The 26,917-nt window shown below is 66.9% G+C and carries 22 protein-coding genes; 7 read left to right on the forward strand and 15 right to left on the reverse strand.

Translation table 11 applies throughout. The features are described 5' to 3' along the window. Nucleotides 1-100: 100 nt before the first annotated feature. Entirely contained in the window at nucleotides 101-571 is a 471-nt protein-coding gene (locus tag H4W01_RS17835) for a peptidylprolyl isomerase (RefSeq protein WP_010405437.1), read from the reverse strand. Nucleotides 572-730: 159 nt separating this feature from the next. Between H4W01_RS17835 and mgtE the strand changes: the two genes are divergently transcribed. Both mgtE and H4W01_RS17845 read left to right on the forward strand, forming a co-directional pair. Then, nucleotides 731-2,131: a magnesium transporter gene (gene mgtE / locus H4W01_RS17840; protein WP_209612701.1), complete on the forward strand. Its 1,401-nt coding sequence runs from the start codon at nucleotides 731-733 to the stop codon at nucleotides 2,129-2,131. Nucleotides 2,132-2,155: 24 nt separating this feature from the next. Next, entirely contained in the window at nucleotides 2,156-2,575 is a 420-nt protein-coding gene (locus tag H4W01_RS17845; protein WP_209612702.1) for a DUF1489 family protein, read from the forward strand. Here H4W01_RS17845 and H4W01_RS17850 read toward each other — a convergent pair. From H4W01_RS17850 to H4W01_RS17875, 6 genes are all read right to left on the reverse strand, one after another. Continuing rightward, nucleotides 2,467-3,273, reverse strand: coding sequence for a GIN domain-containing protein (locus tag H4W01_RS17850; RefSeq protein WP_334685332.1), 807 nt, complete (start codon nucleotides 3,271-3,273; stop codon nucleotides 2,467-2,469). The two genes, H4W01_RS17845 and H4W01_RS17850, sit on opposite strands and share 109 nt — an antisense overlap. Nucleotides 3,274-3,316: 43 nt before the next feature. Beyond that, nucleotides 3,317-4,060 (reverse strand): head GIN domain-containing protein, encoded by a 744-nt coding sequence (locus H4W01_RS17855; protein ID WP_334685333.1) that lies wholly within the window; start codon nucleotides 4,058-4,060, stop codon nucleotides 3,317-3,319. 123 nt (nucleotides 4,061-4,183) lie between these two features. Further along, nucleotides 4,184-4,717 carry a CarD family transcriptional regulator gene (locus H4W01_RS17860; protein WP_010161421.1) on the reverse strand — a complete coding sequence of 178 codons (534 nt, stop codon included), beginning with the start codon at nucleotides 4,715-4,717 and terminating at the stop codon, nucleotides 4,184-4,186. Between the two features lie 241 nt (nucleotides 4,718-4,958). Beyond that, nucleotides 4,959-5,300: a ferredoxin FdxA gene (fdxA, locus tag H4W01_RS17865; RefSeq protein ID WP_010405447.1), complete on the reverse strand. Its 342-nt coding sequence runs from the start codon at nucleotides 5,298-5,300 to the stop codon at nucleotides 4,959-4,961. A 33-nt stretch (nucleotides 5,301-5,333) separates the two neighbouring features. Continuing rightward, entirely contained in the window at nucleotides 5,334-5,639 is a 306-nt protein-coding gene (locus H4W01_RS17870; protein WP_443024799.1) for an RNA-binding S4 domain-containing protein, read from the reverse strand. 22 nt (nucleotides 5,640-5,661) lie between these two features. Then, a complete protein-coding gene (locus H4W01_RS17875) occupies nucleotides 5,662-8,196 on the reverse strand; it encodes a helicase-related protein (protein ID WP_209612703.1) in 2,535 nt (844 codons plus the stop codon). Between the two features lie 269 nt (nucleotides 8,197-8,465). On the opposite strand from H4W01_RS17875, the gene H4W01_RS17880 reads away from it, so the two are divergent. Next, nucleotides 8,466-9,932, forward strand: a complete 1,467-nt coding sequence (locus H4W01_RS17880) for a M23 family metallopeptidase (protein ID WP_209612704.1) — start codon at nucleotides 8,466-8,468, stop codon at nucleotides 9,930-9,932. Nucleotides 9,933-9,963: 31 nt separating this feature from the next. Here the strand turns inward: H4W01_RS17880 and H4W01_RS17885 are convergent, their stop codons facing one another. From H4W01_RS17885 to H4W01_RS17905, 5 genes are all read right to left on the reverse strand, one after another. Then, nucleotides 9,964-11,613: an ATP-binding protein gene (locus H4W01_RS17885; protein WP_209612705.1), complete on the reverse strand. Its 1,650-nt coding sequence runs from the start codon at nucleotides 11,611-11,613 to the stop codon at nucleotides 9,964-9,966. 130 nt (nucleotides 11,614-11,743) lie between these two features. Then, nucleotides 11,744-12,466, reverse strand: a complete 723-nt coding sequence (locus tag H4W01_RS17890) for a TIGR02186 family protein (RefSeq protein ID WP_435803876.1) — start codon at nucleotides 12,464-12,466, stop codon at nucleotides 11,744-11,746. Nucleotides 12,467-12,504: 38 nt separating this feature from the next. Continuing rightward, on the reverse strand, nucleotides 12,505-13,419 hold the full coding sequence (locus H4W01_RS17895; RefSeq protein ID WP_010405461.1) for a sulfite exporter TauE/SafE family protein: 915 nt from the start codon (nucleotides 13,417-13,419) through the stop codon (nucleotides 12,505-12,507). Nucleotides 13,420-13,467: 48 nt separating this feature from the next. Then, the gene (locus H4W01_RS17900; protein ID WP_334685334.1) at nucleotides 13,468-14,463 is read right to left on the reverse strand and encodes a hypothetical protein; all 996 of its coding nucleotides are present in this window, start codon (nucleotides 14,461-14,463) and stop codon (nucleotides 13,468-13,470) included. Nucleotides 14,464-14,483: 20 nt separating this feature from the next. Next, nucleotides 14,484-15,872, reverse strand: a complete 1,389-nt coding sequence (locus H4W01_RS17905) for a glycosyl transferase family protein (protein ID WP_209612707.1) — start codon at nucleotides 15,870-15,872, stop codon at nucleotides 14,484-14,486. A 158-nt stretch (nucleotides 15,873-16,030) separates the two neighbouring features. On the opposite strand from H4W01_RS17905, the gene H4W01_RS17910 reads away from it, so the two are divergent. Together H4W01_RS17910 and pbpC are read left to right on the forward strand one after the other, a co-directional pair. Further along, nucleotides 16,031-21,853 (forward strand): alpha-2-macroglobulin family protein, encoded by a 5,823-nt coding sequence (locus tag H4W01_RS17910; RefSeq protein ID WP_209612708.1) that lies wholly within the window; start codon nucleotides 16,031-16,033, stop codon nucleotides 21,851-21,853. A 52-nt stretch (nucleotides 21,854-21,905) separates the two neighbouring features. Continuing rightward, complete coding sequence (pbpC, locus tag H4W01_RS17915) at nucleotides 21,906-24,104, forward strand: penicillin-binding protein 1C (RefSeq protein ID WP_334685335.1); 2,199 nt, start codon at nucleotides 21,906-21,908, stop codon at nucleotides 24,102-24,104. A gap of 41 nt (nucleotides 24,105-24,145) precedes the next feature. On the opposite strand, the gene H4W01_RS17920 is transcribed toward pbpC, so the two are convergent. Next, on the reverse strand, nucleotides 24,146-24,595 hold the full coding sequence (locus tag H4W01_RS17920) for an RcnB family protein (protein ID WP_209612709.1): 450 nt from the start codon (nucleotides 24,593-24,595) through the stop codon (nucleotides 24,146-24,148). A gap of 134 nt (nucleotides 24,596-24,729) precedes the next feature. Next, a complete protein-coding gene (locus H4W01_RS17925; protein WP_010405826.1) occupies nucleotides 24,730-25,224 on the reverse strand; it encodes an outer membrane protein assembly factor BamE in 495 nt (164 codons plus the stop codon). Nucleotides 25,225-25,317: 93 nt separating this feature from the next. On the opposite strand from H4W01_RS17925, the gene H4W01_RS17930 reads away from it, so the two are divergent. Continuing rightward, on the forward strand, nucleotides 25,318-25,842 hold the full coding sequence (locus H4W01_RS17930; RefSeq protein WP_209612710.1) for a ubiquinol-cytochrome C chaperone family protein: 525 nt from the start codon (nucleotides 25,318-25,320) through the stop codon (nucleotides 25,840-25,842). Then, nucleotides 25,839-26,366, forward strand: a complete 528-nt coding sequence (locus tag H4W01_RS17935; RefSeq protein ID WP_209612711.1) for a YceD family protein — start codon at nucleotides 25,839-25,841, stop codon at nucleotides 26,364-26,366. The genes H4W01_RS17930 and H4W01_RS17935 overlap by 4 nt, the downstream gene beginning before the upstream one ends. On the opposite strand, the gene H4W01_RS17940 is transcribed toward H4W01_RS17935, so the two are convergent. Beyond that, on the reverse strand, nucleotides 26,363-26,911 hold the full coding sequence (locus tag H4W01_RS17940; RefSeq protein WP_209612712.1) for a SixA phosphatase family protein: 549 nt from the start codon (nucleotides 26,909-26,911) through the stop codon (nucleotides 26,363-26,365). The genes H4W01_RS17935 and H4W01_RS17940 overlap by 4 nt on opposite strands. Between the last annotated feature and the right edge of the window lie 6 nt (nucleotides 26,912-26,917).

Below are 26,917 nucleotides of genomic sequence, written 5' to 3' on the forward strand. Positions count from 1 at the left end.
CGGAGAGAGGGGCCGTAACGGGTGCCCCCTTGATACTGCCCCTCTCCCGACCTCGCTGCGCTCGGCCACCCTCTCCCCGCAAGCGGGGAGAGGGAGATCGTTACTCGGCGCGCGCCTTCACGATCTTGCCGGGCTCGCGCGGCGGCTCGCCCTTGGGGAGCGCGTCGACATGCTCCATGCCCGAGGTCACTTCGCCCCACACGGTATATTGGCCGTCGAGGAAACGCGCATCGTCGAAGCAGATGAAGAACTGGCTGTTGGCCGAGTTCGGGCTCTGCGCGCGGGCCATCGACGCGACACCGCGCACATGCGGCTCCTTTGAGAATTCGGCGGCGAGATTGGGCTTGTCCGAGCCGTGCATACCGGTGCCGGTGGGATCACCGCCCTGCGCCATGAAGCCGGGGATGACGCGGTGGAACACGACGCCGTCGTAGAAACCATCATTGGCCAGTTCGGCAATCCGCGCGACATGGTTGGGCGCGAGATCGCCACGCAACTTGATCACAACATCGCCGCCTTCGCCATTTCCGGTGTCGAGCGTCAGGGTAAGGGTTTCGGGAAGTTCGGCCATGGTGGCTCTCCTGCTATTATCCGTAATGGTCCGCCGTAGCGATGCCGGGCACGGCTGGCAAATCCGCAACCGCCCAGCCAGCGCGCGGGGCCGCCTTCGCTTGGCTTTGCGACGGGGCGACGCTACACCGCGATCGTCGCGTGGCTGAGGAGGTCTGACATGAGCGAGACCGATCTGCCCGAAACCGACGTCGATAGCGCGCAGCTCGACGAGGACGATCGGCTCAAGCCCGAATTTGTGCGATCGGTGCTCGATGCCGTGGAGGATGGCGATGCCGAGGCCGCGCGCGCGCTGGTCGAGCCGCTTCACCCCGCCGACATCGCCGATCTGTTCGAGCTGACCCCGCACGAATTGCGCGCCGCGCTCGCCACCGCGCTCGAAAATCTGCTCGACGGCGAGGTGTTCGCCGAGATGAACGATTATGTCCGCGAGGATCTGATCGACGCGCTCTCGGCCACCCAAGTCGCCGACATCGCCTCCGAACTCGACACCGACGACGCGGTCGCGATCATCGAGGACATGGAGCCCGCCGACCAGCGCGAAGTGCTCCGCGCGCTCGACCCCGATGATCGCGCCGCGATCGAGGAGGCGCTGCGCTATCCCGAGGAATCGGCCGGCCGCTTGATGCAGCGCGAGCTGATCGCGGTGCCCGAACATTGGTCGGTCGGCGACGTGATGGACTATCTGCGCGGACATGAGGAGCTGACCACCGATTTCTGGGAAATCTTCGTGGTCGACCCGGCGCACAAGCCCGTTGGCACGGTCGCTTTGTCGTGGATCCTGCGCACCCCGCACGGCATCGCCATCAGCGATGTGATGCAGCGCGAACAGACGCTGATCCCGGTCGACATGGACCAGGAAGAGGTGGCGCTCCGCTTCCAGAAATACGCGCTGATCTCGGCTGCCGTGGTGGATCCCGCCGGGCGGCTGGTCGGGATGATCACCGTCGACGACGTGGTCCACATCATTTCCGAAGAAGCGGGCGAGGACATTCTGCGCCTGTCGGGTGCTGGCGACGGCGACATTAACGAACCGATCCATTTGACCGTGCGCACGCGCATCACCTGGCTGGTGGTAAATCTCGGCACGGCGATGCTGGCGGCGTCTGTCGTCGGGCTGTTCCAGGGCGAGATCGGGCGTTTCGCCTTGCTCGCGGTGCTGATGCCGATCGTATCGGGTATGGGCGGCAATGCCGGGACGCAGACGCTGGCGGTGATGGTGCGCGCGATCGCCATCAACCAGCTGACCAGTTCCAACACCGGCCGCATGATCTACCGCGAATTCCGCATCGCCGCCGCCAATGGCGCAATGCTGGGCGCGCTGATCGGGATCGGCACCTTGCTGATCTTCGGCAACGTCAATCTGGCGATCGTGATCGCGATGGCGATGGTGATCAACAATCTGATCGCGGGTCTCTCGGGCGTGCTGATCCCGGTGACGCTCGACCGGCTCGACGTCGATCCCGCCGTGTCGTCGGCGGTGTTCGTGACGATGATGACCGATGTGATGGGCTTTTTCTCCTTCCTCGGGCTGGCGACGCTGTTCGGGCTTGGCGGTTAGCCCATACGGCCCCATTTGGCGCAGATGCCGCTGCATTTAACCAAGGTCGCGTTCGGCGCGACCAGCCTCGACCATCTCGCCGAACGTCTGCGCCAGCGCGGGGCCGAAGGGCCGGTGTTCCTCACCACACGCTACCTGCCCAAACGGCATGAGGAAATCGCCGGGCCGGGCGCGGGTGCTGGCGGATCGCTGTTCTGGATCATCAAGCACACGCTGGTGGCACGCTCCCCGATCCTCGGCTTTGGCGAGGCCGAGGGCGGGCGCGTCGCGATCCATATCGACCCCGAATTGGTGCTGACCGAAGGCCGCCCCAAACGCGCGCATCAGGGCTGGCGCTACCTTGAGGCGACCGACGCCCCCGCCGACCTTGGCGCAGGCGTGGTGGCGGGCGATACGATTCCGGCGGCGCTGCTGGGGAAATTGTCGGCCTTGGGGTTGCTATAGCGGCCTGCGGGTGCGGTCCGCGATTGCGCCACCGCCGCGCCACCACAGCCAATCGCGCCGCCCGCCGCCTTGGTCTTGCACTTGGGGCTGCCCAGCACCGTTACCGTGCCCAGCCCCGTGGTCATCACATCGGCAAAATAGCGCGCGCTGGCCGTGATCGCACCGGCCCCGCCATTGCGGATGACGATCTGGTCGGCGCGCAGCGCGGTCGCATCGATCGTGCCTTTGCCACTGGAGATGATCCGCACTTGCGCGCCGCGCCCACCCAGCGTCAGCGTGCCCGCGCCGATCAGCGTCACGGTGACCTGTTCGGCTTCGATCGCGGGTGCCACGATCGCGCCACCACCCGTCAATTGTACGTCGACGCGTTGCGCGCGCAGCGGGCCGGTGATGTCGAGCTTGCCGCCCCCGATCACGGTCGCGCCGCGCAAGTCGGTCGTGCGCAGATAGACGACCGCGCCGCCACTCGCGCTCCGGGGCCCGGCGCGCACGATCAGCGTGCCCGCCTCGACATGGACGTCGACCGCGTTGGGCGCACCCGTGATCCGCGCGCCCGGCCCGGCGCGCGTCGCCAGATGCACCTCGACCGGGCCGTCCACACGGACCCGATCGAATTGGGTGACAAAGGCCGTGCGGTCCTGCGCCTCAAGCGGGGCGGCGACGGCCAGCAGCGGCAAGACAAGCGACAGACGATTCATCGCCGCCGAGCATCCCCGCCCGGGCCGCCCCATGCAAGCGCGATCAGCCGCCGCAATGCACCTCGCCCGAGCCAATCTTGGTCGTGCTGCATTTGGCACTGGTGCCAAGATCGACATCGCCCGACCCGACCACCGAGACCGACGCGCTGCCGATCACCTCGGCGCGGACATTGCCCGAGCCCGCCACCGATACGCTGGCGCTGCGCGCTTTCAGCCCGCCAGCCGCGACATTGCCCGATCCCGCGACATCGACGGTCAAGCGATCGACCGTGCCCTTTGCGGCGATGTCGCCCGATCCGGCGACCGACAGCTTGGCGCGCGGCACCGTCAGTTGCGCGATGCTGAGATTGCCCGACCCTGCGCTGTCGCCAGCAAAATCGCCGCCCGCCACGCGGTCGATCGCCAGATTGCCCGATCCCGCGATTTGCGCGGCGACGATGCGCGGCATCGTCACGAACACTTTGACGCCCTGATGATGGCCGCCCCAACTGAAGCCGCTATTGCGCTTGCGCCCCACCCGGAGCGTGTCCCCGACGCGCTCGATCTTGAGCTTGTCGAGTTCGGCGCTCGGGCCCTCGGCGCGGACCGAGAAACCAGGGCCGACGCGCACATCGACATCATCCGATCCCCGCAGCGCGACCCCCGTGAAATCAGCAACCGCGAAGGTCCGTGCGGTACCGGTGCCCGTAGCGGGTACGCCGGTGCCACCATCGTCTCCATCAACCGAGCAAGCCGCCAATGGGGCAGCGGTCAACAGCAAAGCGGGGAGCAAGAGGATGGCGCGCATAAGGGTCTCCTGTGTGTTGTCATAACAATACACCCCTGGATCGGCTGCGCAACAAAAAAGGGCGGCTGTCGCCAGCCGCCCTTTTTCGAGTTTCAATCGCCACTCCGGACAGGCCGGGGCGGATCAGGCCGGCGCCTTGTCCTTATTGTGGATCGCGGCGGCCTTGCGCAGGATTTCGAGGATCTTTTCCTGTGCGGTCGGCTCGTCGACCTGCTCCATCGCGGCGAGTTCGCGGGCGAGACGGCTGGTCGCACCTTCGAAGATCTGCCGCTCCGAATAGCTTTGCTCGGGCTGGTCGTCGGCGCGGAACAGATCGCGGACCACTTCGGCGATCGACACCAGGTCGCCCGAATTGATCTTGGCTTCATATTCCTGGGCGCGACGCGACCACATCGTGCGCTTGACGCGGGGCTTGCCGGTCAAGGTTTCGAGGGCTTCGCGCAGCGTCTTGTCGCTGGACAGCTTGCGCATGCCCACGCTTTCGGCCTTGTTGGTGGGAACGCGCAACGTCATACGTTCTTTTTCGAAGCGCAGCACATAGAGCTCGAGTTGCATCCCGGCGATTTCCTGCCGTTGCAGTTCGATCACACGGCCAACGCCGTGCTTGGGGTAAACGACATAATCGCCGACGTCGAAGGACAGCGCCTTGGCAGCCATTCCGTAAGACCTTTCTGTGGACCGGGGTTCCCGGGGCAGCGCGTCCGCAGCAGCAAGGCTGACGGGGCGCATGCGGGTGTTGGTTGTGTACGTCTCCGTGGTCGGAAGTACGCTCGCTGGCGCTTCCGTGCGGACCTTTTAACAGAGTCGTAATAAAATTACCAGCCAAACGTCGCGCAATGCGCGGCGTTAACGCGCAAAGGCGTTCCCGGATCGGGATTTCAAGCCACAGAAGCGCAGATCAGTCGCCTGCGCCGGGCTCGGCCGAGAAGTATTTGTCATATTTGCCGGCCTCGCCCTTATGCGCATCGGCATCGGCGGGGGTCTGGTCAGCCTTGCGCGTGACGTTGGGCCATTGCGCGGAGAAGGTCGCGTTCAGCTCCAGCCAGGTTTCGACATCCTTTTCGGTGTCGGGCAGGATCGCCTCGGCCGGGCATTCGGGCTCGCACACGCCGCAATCGATGCATTCGCTGGGGTTGATGACGAGCATGTTCTCGCCTTCGTAAAAGCAATCGACCGGGCACACCTCGACGCAATCCATGTACTTGCACTTGATGCAGGCATCGGTGACGACGTAGGTCATTGAAACACTCCCGGAGCAACGAACCGGTTGCTGCTATGCCCGAGCGCTTCCGCCGTCAACGCCTGCGCGCATCGAAGGCGCATTTTCGATCAAGTCGACATAACAGGCGCGGGCTTCGTCCGCCGGGCCCCGCCGCATCGGCAACGCGGCGACACGCAGCGCGCGGACTCGTCCGCCAGGGGTAACAAAGGCGATGACGCAGCCGACGCGCACCAGCGCGGCAGGCTTGTCGATCGCACGGCCGTCGAGCCGAACATGCCCGCTTGCGGCCATCGCTTGAGCGATCCCACGCGTCTTGGCGATCCGCGCGAACCACAAAAAGCGGTCGATCCGCATCATGCCCTGCGTCGCCGCCAAGCCGTTACACCGCCAGATCCGCCAAAGCCGCGAACGCCCCGGCCAGTGCGGTGTCGCGCGGCGGCGGCGCGGCACGCACCGTCGGGAGCCCGCGCCAGGTCCACAAGGCCGCTGTATCCGTTCCCCCAGGGGCCGGGCGGAACCCGAACCCCGCCATCAGCCGTTCCAGCGTCGGCCGCGTCACCCCCATCGACAAAGCGAGCGCCGGATCGAGCGCGAACGGCTTGCGACCCGCTGCCCCCCGCGCCTCATGCGCCGCGCGCGCGATCCGCTCGACCAGATCGATCCGCACCGCCTGCGCCGCGACCGGGCGATAGCCGTGATCGAGCGTCGCGCCCGGCGCGCTACGCTCCAGCACCGTCGCCCCGTCGCGCGGGCCCGCCTCGACGCCCGCGCCGATGCGCGCCGCGCGCAACACGCGCCGCCAGCGCGCCGGGCCGGGCTTGAGCAAGCGCGCGTCGAACACGTCGAGTGCGCCGATCGTCACCCCAGCCCCGCGAAACGCCTTGCGCGCGACGCCGTCCAGCCCCTCGAGCGACACCGCGATATCGGGGCGCGCCACCATCCCGCCACCCGCGACCAGCGCCGCTGCAACCGCGCGAGAGGCGGGGCTGGCGGCAGGATCGCGCTGCACCGAATCGAGCAGCGCCAGCCCCGGCAGCGCGCGCCGCAATTGCCCCGACAGCCAATCCCCCAGCCGCGTCGCAATGCGCGCGCGCAGTTCGACCGTCAGACATTCCAGCGCGCGATCCAGCACCACGCGCGGACGCATCAACGAAGCACCTGGGCCAAGCGTCGCCACCGGCAAAGCCCGCCACAACAGCATCGGCACCGCGCCTTCGTCCATCACCACCGTCAGATCGGCATCGGCGGCCTCGGCCAGCGCCAGCCCCCGCCGTGTGCGCTCGTCGCCCAGGCGGCGCTCGGCGGCGGCGAGCAGCAGGCGCTTGTCGGCGGCGCGCGCATCGGCGGCGACGGTGAAGCGAAAGCCGTCGAGCCGCCCGATCGCATGATCCTCGACCAGGACTTCGCCTTCGGGGCCGATCGTCACCGGCAGCGCGCGCGGATCGGCACCGATCTGTCGCATTAGCAACGTCGTGCGCTTGTCGACGAAACGCTGCGTCAGGCTGGTGTGGAGCGCATCGGACAGCCGCTCCTCGACTGCACTCGCCCGCGCCGACCAATGCGCCGGGTCGGCCAGCCAATCGGCGCGGTTGGCGATGTAGGACCAGCTGCGCGCAGCCGCGATGCGCCCCGCCAGCGTCTCGACGTCACCCGCGACATTGTCGAGGCGGGCAATTTCGGCGGCAAACCATTCGTGCGGGACATGACCCTTGCCTTCGCTGAGATAACCCCACAGCCGCGCGACGAAGCGGGTATGCGGATCGACCCCGAGCTTGCGGAAATCGGGCACGCCGCACGCCGCCCATAACCGCGCGACCATCGCCGGATGCCGCGCGCGCGCCCGCACCCCCGGCTCCTCCGCCATGCGCTTGAGCACCGCTAGATCGACCGATTGCGGTGCCGCCCACAGGGCTGGATGCTGCGGCCGCTGTTCCAGGCTCTCGATCAGCGCATCGACGCTGGAATAATCGGGCGCGCCCTGCCGCCAATAGAGCTGTTCGAGCGGGGGGAAGCGATGCTCCTCGATCGCCAGCACCTCTTCCGGCGTGAACGCCCCCGGCCCTTCCTCGACCAGCGCGCCAAAGGTGCCGTCGCGCTGATGCCGCCCGGCGCGGCCGGCGATCTGCGCCATTTCGGCGATGCGCAGGCGACGCTGGCGATGGCCGTCGAATTTGTTGAGGCTGGCAAAGGCGACATGCGCCACATCCATGTTGAGCCCCATGCCGATCGCGTCGGTCGCGACCAGATAATCGACCTCGCCCGCCTGGAACATCGCCACCTGCGCGTTGCGCGTGCGCGGGGACAAAGCGCCCATCACCACCGCCGCGCCGCCGCGCAGCCGCCGCAGCATCTCCGCCACCGCATAGACTTCTTCGGCGCTGAACGCGACGATCGCCGAGCGTTTGGGCAAGCGGCTGATCTTCTTGGCCCCGGCATAGGTCAGCGTCGAAAAGCGCGGGCGATTGATGATCTCGATCTTGGGCACCAGCGCCTTGAGCATCGGCCGCAGCGCTTCGGAGCCGAGCAGCATCGTCTCCTCCCGACCCCGTGCGCGTAAAATGCGGTCGGTGAAGACGTGTCCGCGCTCGGGGTCCGCGCCCAATTGCGCTTCATCGAGCGCTACGAAGGCGAGGTCCTTGTCGAGCGGCATCGATTCGGCGGTGCACAGGAACCAGCGCGCGTCCTTCGGCACGATCTTTTCTTCGCCGGTGATCAGCGCGACGCGAGTCTCGCCCTTCAGCTTGACGACCCGGTCATAGACTTCGCGCGCCAGCAGCCGCAGCGGAAAGCCGATCATACCGCTCGAATGGCCACACATCCGCTCGACCGCGAGATGGGTCTTGCCGGTGTTGGTCGGGCCCAACACTGCCGTAACGGGCACCGCCGCAGCGGCGCGGTCTTCGTTTCGTTGCATGACCCCTGCAACATCGCGTGCCAGGAAGCGGTGCGCAACCGCTAGCTGCGAGAAATATGTGCCTTTGCGGAGATTTCCTTAACCATATTGAATTACGCGCTTTTCCCTAGGTTCCATCCCTTCGCCGCATAGACCAACCGCTTCGCCGCGCGCCGCCCGTTTCGACGTCGCGGTTAATTTGACTTTAGGCTTTGCGCGGCACAGTCCTACGCTCGATGCTGCGGGGCGGGTACTGGCGGCAATTGGAATTTTCGGGGGCATCCTCAGCCTTGTTCTTGCGAAGCGATCATGGCCTGGAGCAGGCGGGCGGTACGGCGACGATGGCGTTCGGCCGCGCGATCGTGCCTCAGCCCGAACTGGGCTTGGTCGATCGGCTGCGCGCTGCCGCACTGCAAATCGATTGGGTGCCCGATCTCGGATCGCGGATCGGTTCGCTCGAATGGTGGCGTGGCGCGGCGACCTGCGCCGCCTTGTGCGCGGGCGCAATCGCGATCGCGCCGCCGATCGGTCGTCCCTTGCTCGGCACCATGCCCAGCCCGCTCTCCGGCACCGATCGTGACGAAGCGCGCGCGCAGGCGATCGCGCCGATCGCCTGGGGTGGTGACAGCGGGCGGCATATGGCGGCGAACGACTTGGTCGTCCCGCTCGCCGAAGCGCCCGAACGCCCGATCGAGGATCGCACCGTCACCGTCGGGCGCGGCGGCGGCTTTGGCGACATGCTGCAACGCGCAGGTCTGTCCGAGCGCGATGCGCAGGATGCGACCGCGCTGATCTCGTCCGCCGTGCCGCTCGGCGATCTGAAACCCGGCACGCAAATTCCGATGACGCTGGGGCGGCGCCCCAACAAGACCGTCGCGCGTCCGCTGGAAGCGCTGTCGGTGCGCGCGCGCTTCGATCTGGAACTGACGTTGAAGCGCGTCGGCAGCGGCCTGACGCTCACTCGCCAGGCAATCGCGATCGACAATACCCCGCTGCGCATTCAGGGCCCGGTCGGTGGCAGCCTGTATCGCTCGGCGCGCGCGGCCGGCGTGCCGGTCAAGCTGGTCGAAACCTATATCAAGGCGATCGCCACCAAATTCGCGATCGGGCGGGTGTCCTCGGGCGACACTTATGATCTGGTGATCGAGCGTCAGCGCGCCGCAACCGGCGAGCAGCAGCTCGGCAATCTGCTCTTTGCCGGGCTCGATCACGGCGACAAGAAGACGCAATTGGTCAAATGGACCGACGGCACCTGGTATGAAGCCTCGGGCCAGGCCGAACGCCAGGGCATGTTCACCATGCCGGTGTCGATGGCGCGGGTAACGTCCAGCTTCGGGATGCGCTTCCACCCGCTGCTCGGCTTCACGCGGATGCACAAGGGCATCGATATCGGCACGCCGTGGGGCACGCCGATCCACGCCCCCGCCGATGGCACGATCGTCTATGCCGGGCGCAGCGGCGGATACGGCAATTTCATCAAGATGGCGCATGGCGGCAATATCGTGACGTGCTACGGCCATCTCAGCCGGTTCGCGACGCGTTCGGGCCAGCATGTCGCGCGCGGTCAGGTGATTGGCTATAGCGGCTCGAGCGGTCTGTCGACCGGGCCGCATCTCCATTGGGAAGTCATCCGCAATGGCGTCGCGGTCAACCCGCGTGGCTTCTCCTTCTCCAGCATCGCCACGCTGTCGGGCGAGCAATTGCGCCAGTTCAAGGCGAAGGTGGCGAGCCTGCTCGCGGTACGCCCGGGGGCGTAACGCCCCTTTTCACCGAACACGCGCGGCCGCCTTACCGCCCCTGTGCGCGCCAGCGTTTGAGCGTGCGCGTGATCATCTCGCCCTCGCCGCCGGTTTCGCGCCATAGCCGTGAGAAGACGGGGTCGTCCGATGCCGGGCGCTTGTCGTCGGCCAGCGTATCGAAGGCGACGCGAATCGGGATCGCCACGCCCTCGCCACAGACGATCGCCTCGCGGTTGCGCAAGGCGGGGATCGAATCGAGAAATCCGCGCGCACCCTCGGGCATCGCTGCACGGACAAAGGCCTGGTCGCGATCGTTGTTGAGGCGCATCGCGATGATCGTGCCGCATTGCGACAGCACGCCCTCGGCCAGATCCGACGGCCGCTGCGTGATCAGCCCCAGCGCCACGCCATATTTGCGGCCTTCCTTGGCGATGCGGCTGAGGATGCGCCCGACGCTCGAAAAATCGGCATGCTGCCCGCTCGGGATGTAGCGATGCGCCTCTTCGCAGACGAGCAGGATTGGCCGCTGCGCTTCACCGCGCGACCAGATCGCAAAGTCGAACACCATCCGCGCCAGCACCGCCACCACCACCGAGGTGATCTCGCTCGGCACGCCCGACACGTCGATGATCGAAATCGGCTTGCCGTCGCCGGGCAAGCGGAAGATCCGCTCGAGGAACGCGCCCATCGTATCGGCGACCAGCATGCCCGAGAACATGAAGCCGTAGCGCGGATCGGCCTTGATCTCGTCAATCTTGGTCTTCAGCCGCAAATAGGGCGCGGTGTCGCCCGCCCGATCGAGCTTGCCCATTTCGAGCTGGATTAGGTTGGACAGATCGCTCAGCAGATACGGCACCGGCGCATCGACCGTCAGCTTGCTGATCTCCTGCCCCAGCCGTCCCTTGGCGCGCGCGGCGAGCAGGCATTTGGCGAGGATGTCGGCATCGATCTGCCGCTCCGCGCCCGATGCGGTGACGAACACCTCGCAATGTTCGGCGAAATTCATCAGCCAATACGGCATTTGTAGATTGGACACGTCGTAGATCGCGCCATTGCCCTTGAAGGCGGCGGCATATTCGCCGTGCGGATCGACCATCACGATATGCCCCTGCGGTGCCAGCTCGCAGATGCGGTGGAGGATCAGCGCGGCCGCGGTCGACTTGCCGGTGCCGGTCGAGCCGAGCAGCGCGAAATGCTTGCCGAGCAGCGCATCGACATAGAGAGCGGCGCGAATGTCCGGCGTCGGATAGACCGTGCCGATCTCGATATTCGCGCGCTCGTCGGCGGCATAGACTTGCGTCAGATCGGCGGTCGACACCGGATAGACCGGATAGCCCGGCGTCGGATAGCGCGTGACGCCCCGGCGGAAATTATACAGCTTTCCGGTCAGCTTTTCCTCATCGCCCTCGCCCAGGAAATCGACCTGCGCGGCGATGCGGTCCTCATGCCCATCGACCAGTTTCAACGAACGGATATTGGCGATCAGCCATGACCCGCTGACGCGCACCTTGATCTGGCTGCCGACCGATCCGGCGGCGGCGATGACGGGATCGCCATGCCCCATCGTCGTTTCAAGCGCGACGGGATCGAGCATCACCATGCTGCTCGACCCGGCAATGTCGAACACCATGCCGATGCACGGCATCTGCGCCAGCGGCACGGCTTGGACAAAGGCATTCCCGCCCGGCATCTCGGTCATCCAAAGCCCTTGCTTGCATCGAGCCGCTTTCATGCAGGGTGACCGGTAAAGATTGGGTGACGAACGGGGCGATGCCGAAAGTCTCCGCGACCGCGCGTGAGGGCGTGGTGCCGGGCCGCCACAAATGCCCTCAGAAGCGCCGCGCGATCACCCCAGCGCCCCAGCCGAACAGCACCGACAGGGCCACGGCAACCAGCCCGTACGCCACCGAATGCCGATCCGCCGAACGCGCGACGAAGCGTTCGAAGCCCGATTTGCGGATGTCTATTTCGCGCGTTGCCACCGCCAAGACGCGGCCATCGCGGATCAGGAAGGTTTCCGCCGTGAAGCGCCCCACGGGTACCCGTGCGGGAATCGTGACGCGCGCACGATACAGCACGCCCTGCGTGATCTCGACCGCCCGCGGGGCTTCGACATACAGTCCGTTGCGCGCCTTCAATTCGACCAGCCCGCGCGCGAAACGGTCCTGTTCCTGCGTCGGCGCACTTGAGGCAGGCGACAATTGCAGGCTCGACAAACCCAGTTCGTAAATGGCTCTGGTGCGCGCATCGAGCATCCGCGCAATCGGCTTGGACGAGGCGATCGCATAGAAACTGGGGGCGGAGCGATAGCGCAAGCGACTGGCATTGACCCAGATCAGCCCGCCCAGTTTCTGCTTTTCGCGCACCAGGATCGATTGCACCGGCCCCTTCACCACCACCACGATGTCGGTCGGCTTGTCGTCATCGGGCAAGCGCCCGCCGGGATAAAGGATCGCACCGAACAGCAGCAAGTTCGCGCCGGTAAAGCTGTACTGGATCTCGATGTCGCGTTGCGACACGTCGGGCACCAGCACCGGCTTGGACTGCGCCATCAACAGCGGTGCCAGCAGAACCGCGATCCAGCCGCGCCTCACGACAATTCGACCGAATAGAGTTCGTCGGGCCGCCAGCCGAGCCCCAGCGCAATCCGCCCGGCGACGAGCAATACGATCACCGCCAGAGCGAGCCGCAGATATTCGGGCTTCACCTTCGCGGCAAAGCGCGCACCGATCTGCGCCCCCGCGACCGAGCCGAGCAGCAGCAGCGCCGCGAGGACAATATCGACCGCCTTGGTCGTCGTCGCGTGCACCATCGTCGCCATCGCGGTGACGAACAGCGTCTGGAACAGCGAGGTGCCGACCACCACCTGCGTCGTCATGCCGAGCAGATACAGCATCGCCGGCACCAGGATGAACCCGCCGCCGACACCGAGCAGGATCGTCAGGATGCCGACGCCGAAACCGAGCAGCAGCGGGGCCAGCGGCGAGATATACAGCCCCGAGCGATAGAAGCGCGTCCGCAGCGGCAGCGACGCGACCAGCGGATGATGCCGCCGCTTGCGCGCCGTGGGCGCGAGCCCCAGCCGCGCCGCGCGAATCGCGCCCAGCGCCTCCTTGGCCATCATGCTGCCGATCGAGCCGAGCAATACGACATAGACGATCGCGATCACGGTATCGATCTGTCCGCTCGCCTGCAGCAAGCGGAACACCCAGCCGCCGAACACCGACCCGACCAGCCCGCCTGCGACCAGCACCCCGCCCATCTTGAAATCGACGCCCTTGCGCCGGACGTGCGCGAACACGCCCGAGACGCTCGCCCCGGTCACCTGGCTTGCAGCCGAAGCGGCGGCGACGGTTGGCGGAATGCCATAGACGATCAGCAACGGCGTGGTCAGAAAGCCGCCGCCGACACCGAACATGCCCGACAACAGCCCGACGCCACCGCCCAGCAACACGATGACGAGCGCGTTGACCGAAAGATTGGCGATGGGCAGGTAGATGTCCATTGCCCGACAGCGTTAGCCGCTCGCGCTTCCCGCGCAAAGCACGCCGTTTCAGAAATCGCTGCCAAGCGTAACCGCCAGCCCCGATCCGGGGCGCGCGGCCCCGGCGACGCGTTGCCGCCAGTCCAGCCCCAGCCGGACCGACCGCTCGCCAATCGGAATCACAAAGGCGAGCGACGGCCCAAGATCGAGCCGCGCCGCGCCGCGCTGCGCCGCGCCCCACAGCCCTGCGCCGAAATCGAGGCGAACGCGGCCGATGTCGGCCAGCGGATGCGCGACGCGGAGGGCACCGTCGACATAAGCCTCGGTCGCGGTGCGGCGAATCACCCCGGCCTGGCCATAGCCTTCGAGCCGAAACCCGAGCGGCAACGGCGTTGGATCAAGTCCGCCGACCACTGCGAGCGCCGGACCACTGCGTCCGCCCGCAATCGCGAAGCGCTGTTCGGCGACCAGTCGCAGCGGCAGGCGAGTCGGCTGCCATTCGACGCCCAGCGCCGCCTCGCGCAGGCCCGGCCCCAGCGGCGAGGACACACGCCCGGCCACAGCGACGCGACGTTTGCGATCGATCGCATAAGCGAGCCGCACCCCCGCCTGCGACCCGCCGAGTTGCCCGCCAAGCCCGCCCGGCGCGAGCCCGGCACCGCCACGCGCGAGCAGCCAGGCGCTCCCGGACCAGCGCGAGCGCGCGTGCGGTGGCGGGGGTTCGCGCGGCGGATGGGGCAAGCCTGGCACCAACGGGGCGGCCTGCGTCACCGGTTGCGGGTCGCCATAGCGGACCAGACCAAGCAGCGCGAGCGCGACTCGAGTCGGATCGGGCGTGCGGAGTGCCACCCTGCCATGCGGCCTGGCCACGGCGGCACGGTGCCAGCGCCGCACACTGTCCCCCGCCGCTGGTCCGGCGACCGCGACGGACGATTTCTCCGTGATCGCCGCGACCGGCACCGGCACGACCGCGCGAAACACGTCCGCCGCAGAATGGATATGCGGCCACAGCAATGCCACCCGCACCCCGACCCAGACCAGCAGGAACCCAGCGAGGAACCGCAAAGGGCGGCCCCGCCCGGCTTTCACTGATCGACCTGCGCCAGATCCGGAAAGGTGTGCTGGGTCTTGTCCCAGCGCAGCGCCGTCCCGCGCAGCGACGCGACATAGGCAACCATCGCGCGCCGCGCGGCGAGCAAGGCGATGAGATTGCCGACAAAGGCGCGCGGCAGCGACCACGCCGCCTCGCGCCAGCCATAGGCCGCACCGGTAAACGCCGCCCGCGAGGCAAGCCGCCACAGCAGCAAGACCGCGTTGACGTGCAACAGCCCCACCATCGGATCGGACAGCGGGAGCCCCCCGCCATCCAGCAGCGCATGGCCCAGCTGCGACGCACCCCAGGCCACCAACGCGACATAGGCGATCGCCAGCACCAGCACCGAAATCGGCGCGCGGCGGTCGCGCATGCGCATCCAATGTTCGTGCAGGTCGAGCGGGCCCGCCCACCCCATCCGGTCCCACCCCGCCAGCGCGATGCCCGTCATCCAGCGCGATTTCTGCCGAACGGCGGTTTGCAGCGTCGCGGGGAAATAGGCTCGCACTGCGACCAACGGCCCGCCCGGTCGCTCCCGCACGCGCGCGAACGCGCCACGCCCGCCCAGCCCCGCAATGTGCAGGCCGAGCTCATAATCCTCGGTCAAGCTGTCGGCATCGAACGGCATGCCGCCGCGCGCCGCCGCAATCCGCTCGAGCATCCCGCGCTCAATCGCGCACGCGACGCCCGCCAGCGGCAACCCTGCCCCCAGCGCCTGACGCACCACGAGATTCTTCCCGTGTGCCTCCGCAAACTCGTCGGCATAATGGCCCGATATGAGCCGCGCTTTGCCATCCACCAACGGCAAGACCGGCAATTGTACGGCGGCATAGCGCCCGATCAGCGCATCGATCACGCGCAATTCGCCCGGATGCACCATGTCCTCGGCATCGTGCAGTTCGACCGCCGCCACGCGAATCTGTTCACGTTGCTCATCGCGCAGCAGCGTCGCCCATAGCGCGTTCAGGCAATCGGCCTTGGTCGTCGGTCCATCGTTCGGGCCGATCACCAACCGGATCCGGTCATCGTCCGCCGCGACTTCCGCGACGGCGGCGATGGTCGGAAGATCATTGGGATAGGTGCCGACATAGATGCGGTAGTCGGGATGGTCGAAGCGTGCGAGGCAGGTCCGCAACATCGCGCCGATCACGCCCGCTTCGTCCCAGGCGGCGACGAACACCGCGATCCGACGCGGCACGCGCCGGGTGTAGCCCTCCAGCGTGGCGGGCAACCCGTCCGACCGCCGCCACAGCCGCGTCCCCATCCAGGCAACATCGACCGCGACATCATCGAGGCCACCGACGAGAAAGCCAAGCGCGGCGAACAGCATCGTCTCGCGCGCGACCGCGTCCAGCGCGGCGATGATCCACTCTCCCCCCAAGAGCGTTCCTCCCCTCGACCGGCCCCCCGAGTCGATCTACACGGAGTGTCTAACAGCTGTGACGGCGTAGCAAGCTGTCATCACGCCGTCACCATTCGTCGCTGTACTAGCACGGTTCGTCGCTTTATAGCATGCGATAAGGTCTTGGGGAGGATTCGATGAAGCTCGCGTTCCGAGTCGCACTGCTCGCTTTGGCGCTGGCTCCGATCACCGCTTTTGGCGACTCCAGCCCGCAAGTCATCCTGGCCACCCCTGGCATTGGCGACGGCGCGATCGAACGCTTCACCGCGCGATTCAGCCAGCCGATCGTGCCGCTGGGCGATCCGCGTGCGGCTTCGCCCTTCGACGTCACCTGCGCCGTTGGCGGGCAGGGGCGCTGGGTCGATCCGCAGACCTTCGTCTATGATTTTGCGAACGGCCTACCCGGCGGCACCGTCTGCAAGTTCAAGCTGCGCTCCGGGCTGAAGAGCGTGTCGGGTTATGCCGTGTCCGGGCAACAGGAGTTTTCGGTCGACGCCGGCGGCCCGGTCGCGCGCGCCGTGTTGCCCAGCCAATATGATAGCGAGATTGAGGAAGATCAGGTCTTCCTGGTCGCCGCCAACCTGCCCGCCACCCCGGCCTCGGTTGCCGGCAACGCCTATTGCGCGGTCAAGGGCATTGGCGAGAAGATCCCGGTTGAAGTGCTCGCAGCCGATGTGCCCGGCAAGCTGTTGGGCGAAATGGGCACCGACAATTGGAACGTGCGCAACTTCCTGGAAAGCGCCGGGCTCCCCGCTGCGATTCCGCCTGCCGCCGAGCGTGCCAAGGCCTATGCCGGGGTGACCGCATTGAAGTGCCGCCGTCCCTTGCCGCCGGGCACCGACATGGCGTTGGTGTGGGGCGCGAACATCGCCGGGGCCAGCGGCAAGACCGCAGGTGCCGACCAGCGCTTCGACTATACCGTGCGCAAGCCCTTCACCGCGCGCTTCGAATGCGGCCGTGTCAACGCGCAGGCCGGGTGCAATCCGGTCGAAAAGGCATGGGTTCGCTTCTCCGCGCCGGTCGCGACCGATCTCGCCAAGCAAATCCGTATCCAGACCGCCGATGGCAAGCTGCTGACCCCGACGCTGTTCGATGATTCGTCCGAGGATTCGGGGCATGGCGACGCCAAGAGCAAGGCGACCGTCTCCTCGGTCGGCTTCAAGAGCCCGCTGCCCGAATCGCAGACCGCCAAGCTGCTGCTGCCAACAGGCGTTAAGGACGAGAGCGGGCGTGCGCTTTCCAATGCGGAACGCTTCCCGCTCGACGTGCGCTTCGATGCCGCGCCGCCGCTGGTGAAATTCGCCGCGCCCTTCGGCATTCTGGAATCGAAACAGGGCGGCGTGCTGCCGGTGACGGTGCGCAATGTCGAACCTGCGCTACAAGGCACCAACCTCAGCATCGCCGGGCAATCGCTGCGCATCGATGCCTCGGACGGCAAAATCGCCGAATGGCTGCGCACCGTCGGCCATGCCGATGACACGGCCAGCCATGAGGAAACGCGCGGCAAGGACAAGGTCCGCATCAACGATACCGGCGCGACCTCGATCCTGGGCAAGCAAGGCGCGTCGCTGAAGCTCGGCCTACCCGGCAAGGGCAAGGATTTCGAAGTCGTCGGCATGCCGCTCGGCGGCGGCAAGCCCGGTTTCTATGTCGTCGAACTGGCGAGCCCAGTGCTCGGCCAGGCCCTGCTGGGGCGCAAGGCCCCGCGCTATGTCGCCGCCGCCGCGCTCGTCACCAATATGAGCGTCCACTTCAAATGGGGCCGCGCCAAAAGCCTCGCCTGGGTGACCGCGCTCGACACCGGCAAACCCGTCGCCGGGGCCGAAGTGCGCGTGAGCGATAGCTGCACCGGCCAAGTGCTGGCGCGCGGGGTGACCGACAAGAGCGGCGGCGTCTATGCCCCGCCGGGCCTGCCCGAACCCGAGACCTGGGGCAGTTGCGAAGGCACCAGCAGCCATCCGCTGATGGTTTCCGCACGCGCCGCCGACGATTTCAGCTTCACGCTGACAGCATGGGGCGAAGGCATCCGCCCCTATGACTTCGACTTGCCCTATGGCTATCAGGCGCGCGGCGAAATGCTGCACACCGTGTTCGACCGGATGCTCGTCCGCCAGGGCGAGACGATCCACATGAAGCACATCCTGCGCACGTCGATTGCCGATGGCTTCGGCATGGCCCCGGCGGTGTCCGGCACGCTGCGCTTGCAGCATCGCGGGTCCGATACGCAGTTCGATTTGCCGCTGACGATCGACGCCAATGGCATTGGCGAGAATGAATGGACCGCCCCGGCCGGCGCGCCAATGGGCGATTACGACCTGTCGGTAATCGTCGATGGCCGCCGCATAGAAACCACGCAATCCTTCAAGGTCGACGAATATAAATTGCCGACAATGCGCGCGAGCGTCACCGGCCCCAAGGACGCCGCGATCCGCCCCGCCAATCTGCTGCTCGATCTGTTCGTCGGCTATCTGTCGGGCGGCGGCGCATCGAACCTGCCGGTCGACATGCGCATCGGCTATTTCGCGCATGACACCAAGCCCGACGGCTATGAAAGTTACAGCTTCGGCGGCAAGGTGATCGCCGAGGGCACCAAGCCGCTCAATGGCGATGGCGAGGAGGAGCAGACCGCGCTCCCGCCAACGCAGACCCTGCCAACCACGCTCGGTGGCGACGGGACTGGCAAACAGACCGTCGCCGTTCCGCAGACGCTCGACGGCGTCACCGACATGCTGGTCGAAATGGATTATCAGGACGCCAATGGCGAAATGCTGACCGCGTCCAAACGCATCCCGATCTTCCCGAGCGCCGTGCAATTGGGCGTTAAGACCGATGGCTGGCTGATGAAGCAGGACGATTTGCGGCTGCGCTTCGTCGCGCTCGACACCAGTGGCAAGCCCATCGCCAACCAGGCGATTTCGGTCGCGCTCTACAGCCGCCAGATCCTGACAGCACGGCGCCGGCTGATCGGCGGCTTCTATGCCTATGACAACCGCATGAAGACGACCAAGCTTGCGCAAAGCTGCACCGCGACCACCGACGCGCAGGGACTGGCGACGTGTAAGATCGCGCCGGGCATTTCCGGCGAAGTCTATGCCGTCGCCACGACCAAGGACGCGAATGGCAATGAAGCGCGCGCCACGCAAAGCGTGTGGCTGGCGGGCAATGACGATTGGTGGTTCGGCGGCGACAATGGCGACCGCATGGACGTCGTGCCCGAACAGCAAGCCTATAAAGCGGGCGACACCGCGCGCTTCCAAGTGCGGATGCCGTTCCGCAAGGCGACCGCGTTGGTCACGGTCGAGCGCGAAGGCGTGCTGTCGAGCTTCGTCACCGAGCTCAGCGGCACCGATCCGGTGGTCGAGGTCAAGATGCCGGGCAGTTACGCGCCCGACGTGTTCGTGTCCGTGATGGTCGTGCGCGGCCGCACCGAAAGCGGCATCTGGACGTGGCTGCACGGCATCGCGCAATCCGTTGGGCTGGCGAGCAGCCCGCCGGAGGGACAGGAGCCAACCGCTTTGGTCGATCTCGCCAAGCCGAGCTATCGCCTCGGCATCGCCAAGGTGAAGGTCGGCTGGGAAGCGCATCAGTTGCAAGTCGCGGTCAAGGCCGATCGCGCGCGCTACGCGGTGCGCGACGTGGCGCAAGTCGATGTCGCGGTGAAGACGCCCGACGGCAAGCCCGCGCGCACCGCCGATGTCGCCTTTGCGGCGGTCGACGAGGCGCTGCTGCAACTCGCCCCCAATGACAGCTGGGACGTGCTGACCGCGCTGATGGGCGAACGCCCGCTGTCGGTGCTGACCTCCACCGCGCAGACGCAAGTCGTCGGCAAGCGTCATTATGGCAAGAAAGCGGTCGAGGCCGGTGGCGGCGGTGGCGGCGATTCCTCCGGGCTCAACCGCGAGAATTTCCAGCCGGTGATCCTGTGGAAGGGCCGCGTCGCGCTCGACGAGAATGGCCATGCCCGCATTCCGGTGACGCTCAGCGACGCGCTGTCGTCGTTCAAGCTGGTCGCGATCGCCACCGATGGCGCGCAACTCTATGGCACCGGCATGACCAGCGTGCGCACCGCGCAGGACTTGTCGATCTATGCCGGGATTCCGCCGGTCGTACGCACCGGCGATTTCTATGCGTCGAGCTTCACGCTGCGCAACGGCTCGGACAAGCCGATGACGGTGACGGCAACGGTCGACCTGACCCCGGCCATCGCGCAGGGCAAACCACTGACGGTCACGATCCCGGCAGGCGGCGCGGTGCCGGTGGCGTGGAATCTCACCGCGCCCGCCACTATCGATCGCTTGCGCTGGCATGTCAGCGCCAAGGCATCGAACGGCAAGGCGGTCGACCAGATCACCACCGATCAGGCGGTGGTGCCGCTCTATCCGGTCGAAGTCTGGGCGGGCACGCTGGCGCGCGTCGGCGCGGACACCATTATCCCGATCCAGCCGCCTGCGGGCGCGATCGCCGGGCGCGGCACGGTCGATATCCGGCTCGACGATACGCTGGCGCCGCCGCTCGCCGGGGTGCGCGAATTCATGGCGCGCTATCCCTATGATTGCTTCGAACAGCGGCTGTCGCGCGCAGTGGCGCTCGGCGATGCCGGGCTATGGCAAGCGCTGGCGGGCGATCTTCCTGCTTATCAGGCGGATGACGGGCTGCTGCGCTATTGGCCATCGGGCAGCCTGAACGGCTCGGAAGCGCTGACCGCTTATGTGCTGGCGATGACCTCGGACGCGGGATTGCCGATCCCGGCGGGGCCGCGCGCGAAGATGATCGAGGGGCTGAAGGCCGTGCTCGACGGGCGCTTGCGGCATGAGGATTATGGCGATGTGCGCTGGCAGCGCGTCTATGCCTTCAACGCGCTCGCCCGCGCCGGAGCCGCGACGCCTGCCATGCTCGGCCAATTGAGCATGACTCCAAAGGAGATGCCAACCGCGTTGCTCGCCGATTATCTCGTGTCGCTCGATCATCTCCAGGGCCTTGCCAATGCCCCCGCGCTGAAGAGCGCCGCCGAGGCGGTGTTGCGCACGCGGCTGGTGTATGAAGGCACGCGGCTCGATCTCTCCGACAGCAGCAACCAGCCATGGTGGCTGATGTCGTCGGGCGATGAAGCGTCGATCAAGACCGTGATCGCCACGCTGGGACGACCCGGCTGGCAGGACGAAGCCGCCAAGATGATGGTCGGCGTGGCGCTGCGTCAGTCGCATGGACGGTGGGACACCACCACCGCCAATGCCTGGGGCACGATCGCGGCGCGCAAGTTCGGTGCGCTCTATCCCGCCAGCGCGATTATCGGCACGACGACATTGGGATTGGGCCCGCAGACGATCAGCAAGAGCTGGCCGCTCGCTGCCACCGCGCGCACCGCAAGTTTCGCGTTGCCGACGAGCCAGACCCCGCTGAAACTCGCGCAATCGGGCGGTGCTGGGCCATGGGCCACCGTCTCGGTATCGGCAGCGGTGCCGCTGACCAAGCCATTGTTCGCCGGTTATGAGATGCAGCGCCGTGTCGAGGTGGTGCAAGCGCGCACCAAGGGTGTTCTCACGCGCGGCGACGTGGTCAAGGTGACGATCACGGTCAAGGCGAGTGCCGAGCGCAACTGGGTGGTGATCAACGATCCGATCCCGGCGGGCGCAACCATCATCGGCGATCTGGGCGGGCAGTCGCAAATCCTTGCCGGGCAAGCGCAGGCAGGGCCGGGCACCAAGTTCGAGGCGCGCGATGCCGATGGCAAGCTGTGGGACATTCAGGTCGGCGTCGTCCCCGCCTATGTCGAGCGGCGCAACGACACCTGGCGGGCTTATTATGGCTGGGTGCCGCGCGGGGCGTTCAGCGCGTCGTACATGCTGCGGCTGAACGGGGCCGGGCGCTTCAACCTGCCGCCGAGCCGGGTCGAGGCGATGTATTCGCCCGCCATCCGTGCGCAACTGCCGCTCGATACGATGACGGTCGTGCAGCGATAGCCTTTGTTGAATCCACCCCGGCGCAGGCCGGGGCCCAGTATCGGGCCGTTGAATGATCGAGCGTGGCGCTCTCTTGCAGAAACTGTCGCGACTGGGCCCCGGCGTTCGCCGGGGTGGCGATAAGGTTTGGGCCGCGCTCCAGACTCGGGCGGGCGCGAGCATCGCGGGGGTGACGCTCCTTCTCCTCGCCTTCGTCGCGCTCGACTACGACACCCTGCCCCCGCCGCTCCCCGCTTACGCCCAGGTCCGCGCCACATGGCACCCGTCCGAAGCGTGGCTCTATGATCGGAACGGCGTGCTGATCGACAGCGCGCGCGTTGATTTCAAGGCGCGCCGCCTCGCTTGGACCCCGCTCGACCATGTCGCACCGGTGGCGCGCACCACGATCGTCGGCGTTGAGGACCGACGCTTCTTCTCACACGGTGGCGTCGACTGGCTCGCGCTTGCGGGCGTCGCGCGCGACAAGGCCAAGGGTGAGCGTGCGCGCGGGGCGAGCACGCTGTCGATGCAGGTCGCCGGTTTCCTCGCGCCCGATCTTGCCGCCCCCGGTCAGCGCCATTTCTGGGACAAGATCCGCCAGATGCGCGCCGCCTGGGCGCTAGAATCGCGCTGGTCGAAGGATCAGATCTTGGAGGCCTATCTCAATCTCGCGGGTTTCCGAGGCGAAGCGCAGGGCATTGGCGCGGCCGCGCTCGGGCTGTTCGGCAAGACGCCCGACGCGCTCGCGCGCGATGACGCGCTGCTGCTGGCGGCGCTGCTACCCGATCCGCAGGCCGATGCCGGGACCGTCGCGCGGCGTGCCTGCGCCGTGTCGCACGAGCAGGACTGTGGCCGCTTTGCCGGGGAAGCGGCCTCGATGCTCGGGCCCGCGCGCAGCCTCGCGCTCGATCCGGGGCTCGCGCCGCATCTGTCCGACCGGTTGCTGACCAAACCCGGGCTGAAGGTGACCACCACGCTCGATCGCCGCATCCAGACGCTCGCCATCGTCGCGTTGAAGCGGCAGTTGCAGGGCCTGGGCGGCGCGCGCGCGCGCGATGGCGCGGTGGTGGTGGTGGACAATGCCAGCGGTGACGTGCTGGCCTATGTCGGCGGCATCGGCGGTGCCTCGACCGCACCTGCGGTGGATGGCGCGAACAGCTATCGCCAGGCGGGATCGACGCTGAAGCCGTTTCTCTACGCCCAGGCGATCGAAAAGGGATATCTGACCCCGGCCTCGATTCTCGATGATTCTCCCGTACAGCTCGACACCGCGTCCGGCCTGTACGTGCCGCAAAATTACGATCGCGGATTCAAGGGGCCGGTGTCGGCGCGCTCGGCGCTGGCGGGGTCGCTCAACGTGCCTGCGGTGCGCACCCTGCTACTGGTCGGGGTCGATCCGTTCCGCGATCGGCTGTGGGATACGGGCTATCGCGGGCTGGTCGAGGATGGCGACTATTACGGCTATTCGCTCGCTTTGGGATCGGCCGAAGTCACCTTGCTCGAACAGGCTGATGCTTACCGCAGCCTTGCGCAAGGCGGGCGCTGGTCACCGCTGCGACTGACCCTCGATGCGCCCCACACCGCGCCCCGCGCGGTCACCACCCAGCAAGCAGCATGGATCGTCGCCGACATGATGGCCGATGCCAATGCCCGCGCGGTTACCTTCGGGCTCGATTCGGCGCTGCATTTGCCCTTCTGGGCGGCGGTGAAGACGGGAACGAGCAAGGCGCTGCGCGACAATTGGTGCATCGGCTTCACGCAGAAATACACGGTCGCCGTCTGGGTCGGCAATTTGGAGGGCGATTCGATGCGCGCGGTGTCGGGCGTCAGCGGCGCGGCACCGGTATGGCGCGACATCATGCTGTCTCTCAACGCCGAGGAGCGCGGTGCCCCGCCGCCGCGCCCGGCGGGCGTGGAAGCGCGCTCGATCACCTTTGCGGGCGCGATCGAACAGCCACGCACCGAATATTTCCTGGCCGGGACCGGGCAGAACCACATCGCCTTTGCCCCCGACGAATCGCGCCGCCCACGCATCACCAATCCGGTCTCAGGCAGCGTCTATGCGATCGACCCGGACATTCCGCATGACCGGCAACGGCTTGCGGTCGATGTCTCGGGGGCGGTGACCGCACACCGCTTGTGGCTCGACAAGACCGACATCGGGGCGGCCGATTCGCAGCCCGAGATCATTGCAGGCCCGGGCACGCACCGCCTGCGCCTCACCGATGTCGGCGGGCGCGTGGTCGACCAAGTGATGTTCACGATTCGCTGAAACATCGGCCGCGCCGAGGGGCGCGGCCGATGCGATACGGTTTAGCGATAGAAGCCGCGGATCACGTCGATGACAAACCCGCGCCGCGTATCGACCAGGATCACGTCGTCATAATGGCGGATCCACTGCTGGCCATAAGCCGGGCGACGCAGGTGATAGCGCCACGGATCGGCGATGATGTAGCGCGGGCCATAATAAGGCGCGCCGATGCGCAGGCCGGGGCGGAAGGCGGTATAGCGGAACGGAGCTTCCCAGCGGCCGCGCGCATACCAATTCGGGTTGCGATCACGCCAGCCGCGCCAGTCATCGCGGCCCCAGGCGCGCTCCCGATCGCGTACGTCCTCCCGATACTCGTGGCGGGCGTCGCGAAGATCGCGCTGGTCGCGCCGGATGTCTTGCCGATCCCGGCGCAGTTCTTCGTTCGATTGGGCGCTGGCGGCAACGGGCACCAAGGTTGCGGCGAGCAACGCGGTGGCAATGAATTTGCGCATCATATCCTCCATATCTGGCCGACCGGATCAAAAGGTCGAGCCATGCAAAGGATTTTGGCAAACGCGCCCTGAACGCTTTACGAACGCCGGTGACAGCGATCTGTCAGGGTTGTCGCAAAAGCGTGTCGCCGCCGTTATGGCGTATCGCGGCCACCGGTGTTGTTGTTGCCGCCCTGACCGCCGCCGATCGCGCCGACCGTGCCGATATTGCCGAACAGTTCGTCGAAGAAGCTGCGCTTCTTGCCCAAGGTCGGCGTAGTCTTGCCCGATGGGCTGATCGACGCGACCTGCTCGGCCCCCGAGCGCCGCACCGCCGACACGACACCGCGCGAATCGAAGCTGATGCGCAGCGTCACCTGATCGTGCACATGCGGATTGTTGTACGCGAAATTGCGGACATCGCGCGAAATATAATACCAGTCGCCCTGGTTGAACTCGCTGGTGAAGGTCGGCTTGCCGAGCACCGCGAGCACCGATTGACGATTATCGGTGCCCGCCTGGACCGAATTCACCAGATCGGAATCGATGACATAGCCCTGATGTCCCTTCAGCGGAACGCAGGCGCTGGCCCCGAACACACTGGTGGCGAGGGCGGCGGCCGTCATCAGGCGGACGGACTTGGGGCTCATCGACACTCTCCACAGGCACGCAAAGCTCCGAGACGCATTGCATCGCGGACAGGGAGCCTCAATATGCCGGGAAACGCGGCCAAACAAGGGCGCATGGGGAACAAGGTTTTGGGCTGGCTTACCAGATTGCTGGGCGGGGAGCGCGATACGGTAGCGCTGCGGCTGTATACGAGCGTGATCGAACGCGCCCGCGCGCCACATTGGTATGAGGCGGGCGGGGTGCCCGATACGCTTGACGGGCGCTTCGATATGGTGGCGGCGGTGCTGGCGCTGGTGCTGTTGCGGCTGGAGGGCGACGCCGGGTCCGCCGCCGTCAGCGCGCGCCTGACCGAGCGTTTCGTCACCGACATGGACGGGCAATTGCGCGAAAGCGGTATTGGCGACATCGGCGTTGGCAAACATATCGGCAAGATGATGAGCATGCTCGGCGGGCGGCTGGGCGCGTATCGCGACGGGCTGGTGCTCGGCGATCTTGCGACGGCGCTGCAGCGCAACCTCTACCGCGGCATCGCCCCCACCCCAGCCGCGCTGGCGCATACCCAAGCCGCGCTGATCGCCTTTCGAGACGCGCTGGCGGCTACCCCCGTTGCTGCGGTGATTGCTGGAGACTTGCCATGACGGCCCCCGAATTTTCGCGCCTGGAGCGAATCGATACGATTGGCGAGGGTGCCCGCAGCGTCTCGATCACCGCAGATGCGGCCGAGCGTAGCGCGCTCGCCGAGCGTTTTGGTCTGCTCGCGGTCGATCGGCTGGAGGCCACCTTCCGCGTGCAGCGCGATGCGGCGGGCGTGGTGGCGCGCGGCGAAGTGCGCGCGGCGGTGGTGCAGGCGTGCTCGGTGACCGAGGAGCCGTTGCCCGTCACCGTCAGCGAAGACGTCGCCTTGCGCTTCGTCACCGAACAGGAAGCCACCGCCGAGGAAGAAATCGAACTCGACCTCGATGCGCTCGACACCATGCCCTATGATGGCGCGGCGATCGATCTGGGCGAAGCGGCGGCGGAGACGATGGCGCTGGCGCTCGACCCGTTCCCGCGCGGGCCCAATGCGGCGGCGGCGCTGCGCGCGGCGGGGGTGATCAGCGAGGAAGAGGCAAAGCCAGCCGGCGCGCTGGCCGGGCTGAAGGGGCTGCTGGCGAGGGATTAATCCTCTTCGGGCCCCAATGCCGGATCAAGATCGCGCGGACGCACGAAGCGCACCAGCCGCGCGCTGCCCGCCGCCAGATCGGCCCAGCTTCCTTCGAACGCGAGTTCGGCGATGGTCGCGGTCGGATATTTTGCCTCGAGCGCAACGCGCGCGGGCTCGTCCGAATTCGGCACCAGCAGCATCGCCAGATCCTCCAGCCCGGGATTGTGGCCCACCAGCAGGACCCGCGCGCTATCCTCGGAAAATTCGTGGACGATATCGAGCAGGGTTACCGCCGAAGCGAGGTAGATGCGCCGATCCCACTCGGGCGCAAGCGTCCGGCCATAGCCCGTTTCGACCTGCGCCAGCGTCTCCACCACACGGAGCGCGGGCGAGGCGATGATGTGATCGAACACCGCGCCGCCGCTGCGCAGATAGCCACCGATCAAGGCGGCGGCGCGCTTGCCGCGCGCGTTGAGGGCGCGGTCGTAATCACGGAGCGCAGGATCGTCCCACCCCGATTTGGCGTGGCGGAGCAACGTCAGCGTCTTGGTGCCGGCGGTCATGCGGGT

It is taken from the genome of Sphingomonas sp. PL20 (assembly GCF_017875905.1).
GTDB classification, from domain to species: Bacteria; Pseudomonadota; Alphaproteobacteria; order Sphingomonadales; family Sphingomonadaceae; genus Sphingomonas; species Sphingomonas echinoides.

Coding starts and splice junctions, on each gene's coding strand:
- H4W01_RS17845 (WP_209612702.1), top strand. CDS start 2,156: ATGCCGCTGCATTTAACCAAGGTCGCGTTCGGCGCGACCAGCCTCGAC.
- H4W01_RS17935 (WP_209612711.1), top strand. CDS start 25,839: ATGACGGCCCCCGAATTTTCGCGCCTGGAGCGAATCGATACGATTGGC.
- H4W01_RS17860 (WP_010161421.1), bottom strand. CDS start 4,717: ATGGCTGCCAAGGCGCTGTCCTTCGACGTCGGCGATTATGTCGTTTAC.
- H4W01_RS17930 (WP_209612710.1), top strand. CDS start 25,318: ATGGGGAACAAGGTTTTGGGCTGGCTTACCAGATTGCTGGGCGGGGAG.
- H4W01_RS17855 (WP_334685333.1), bottom strand. CDS start 4,060: ATGCGCGCCATCCTCTTGCTCCCCGCTTTGCTGTTGACCGCTGCCCCA.
- H4W01_RS17925 (WP_010405826.1), bottom strand. CDS start 25,224: ATGAGCCCCAAGTCCGTCCGCCTGATGACGGCCGCCGCCCTCGCCACC.
- H4W01_RS17920 (WP_209612709.1), bottom strand. CDS start 24,595: ATGCGCAAATTCATTGCCACCGCGTTGCTCGCCGCAACCTTGGTGCCC.
- H4W01_RS17910 (WP_209612708.1), top strand. CDS start 16,031: ATGAAGCTCGCGTTCCGAGTCGCACTGCTCGCTTTGGCGCTGGCTCCG.
- H4W01_RS17885 (WP_209612705.1), bottom strand. CDS start 11,613: ATGACCGAGATGCCGGGCGGGAATGCCTTTGTCCAAGCCGTGCCGCTG.
- mgtE (WP_209612701.1), top strand. CDS start 731: ATGAGCGAGACCGATCTGCCCGAAACCGACGTCGATAGCGCGCAGCTC.
- H4W01_RS17895 (WP_010405461.1), bottom strand. CDS start 13,419: ATGGACATCTACCTGCCCATCGCCAATCTTTCGGTCAACGCGCTCGTC.
- H4W01_RS17875 (WP_209612703.1), bottom strand. CDS start 8,196: ATGCAACGAAACGAAGACCGCGCCGCTGCGGCGGTGCCCGTTACGGCA.
- H4W01_RS17850 (WP_334685332.1), bottom strand. CDS start 3,273: ATGAATCGTCTGTCGCTTGTCTTGCCGCTGCTGGCCGTCGCCGCCCCG.
- H4W01_RS17940 (WP_209612712.1), bottom strand. CDS start 26,911: ATGACCGCCGGCACCAAGACGCTGACGTTGCTCCGCCACGCCAAATCG.
- H4W01_RS17835 (WP_010405437.1), bottom strand. CDS start 571: ATGGCCGAACTTCCCGAAACCCTTACCCTGACGCTCGACACCGGAAAT.
- fdxA (WP_010405447.1), bottom strand. CDS start 5,300: ATGACCTACGTCGTCACCGATGCCTGCATCAAGTGCAAGTACATGGAT.
- H4W01_RS17870 (WP_443024799.1), bottom strand. CDS start 5,639: ATGATGCGGATCGACCGCTTTTTGTGGTTCGCGCGGATCGCCAAGACG.
- H4W01_RS17890 (WP_435803876.1), bottom strand. CDS start 12,466: ATGGCGCAGTCCAAGCCGGTGCTGGTGCCCGACGTGTCGCAACGCGAC.
- pbpC (WP_334685335.1), top strand. CDS start 21,906: ATGATCGAGCGTGGCGCTCTCTTGCAGAAACTGTCGCGACTGGGCCCC.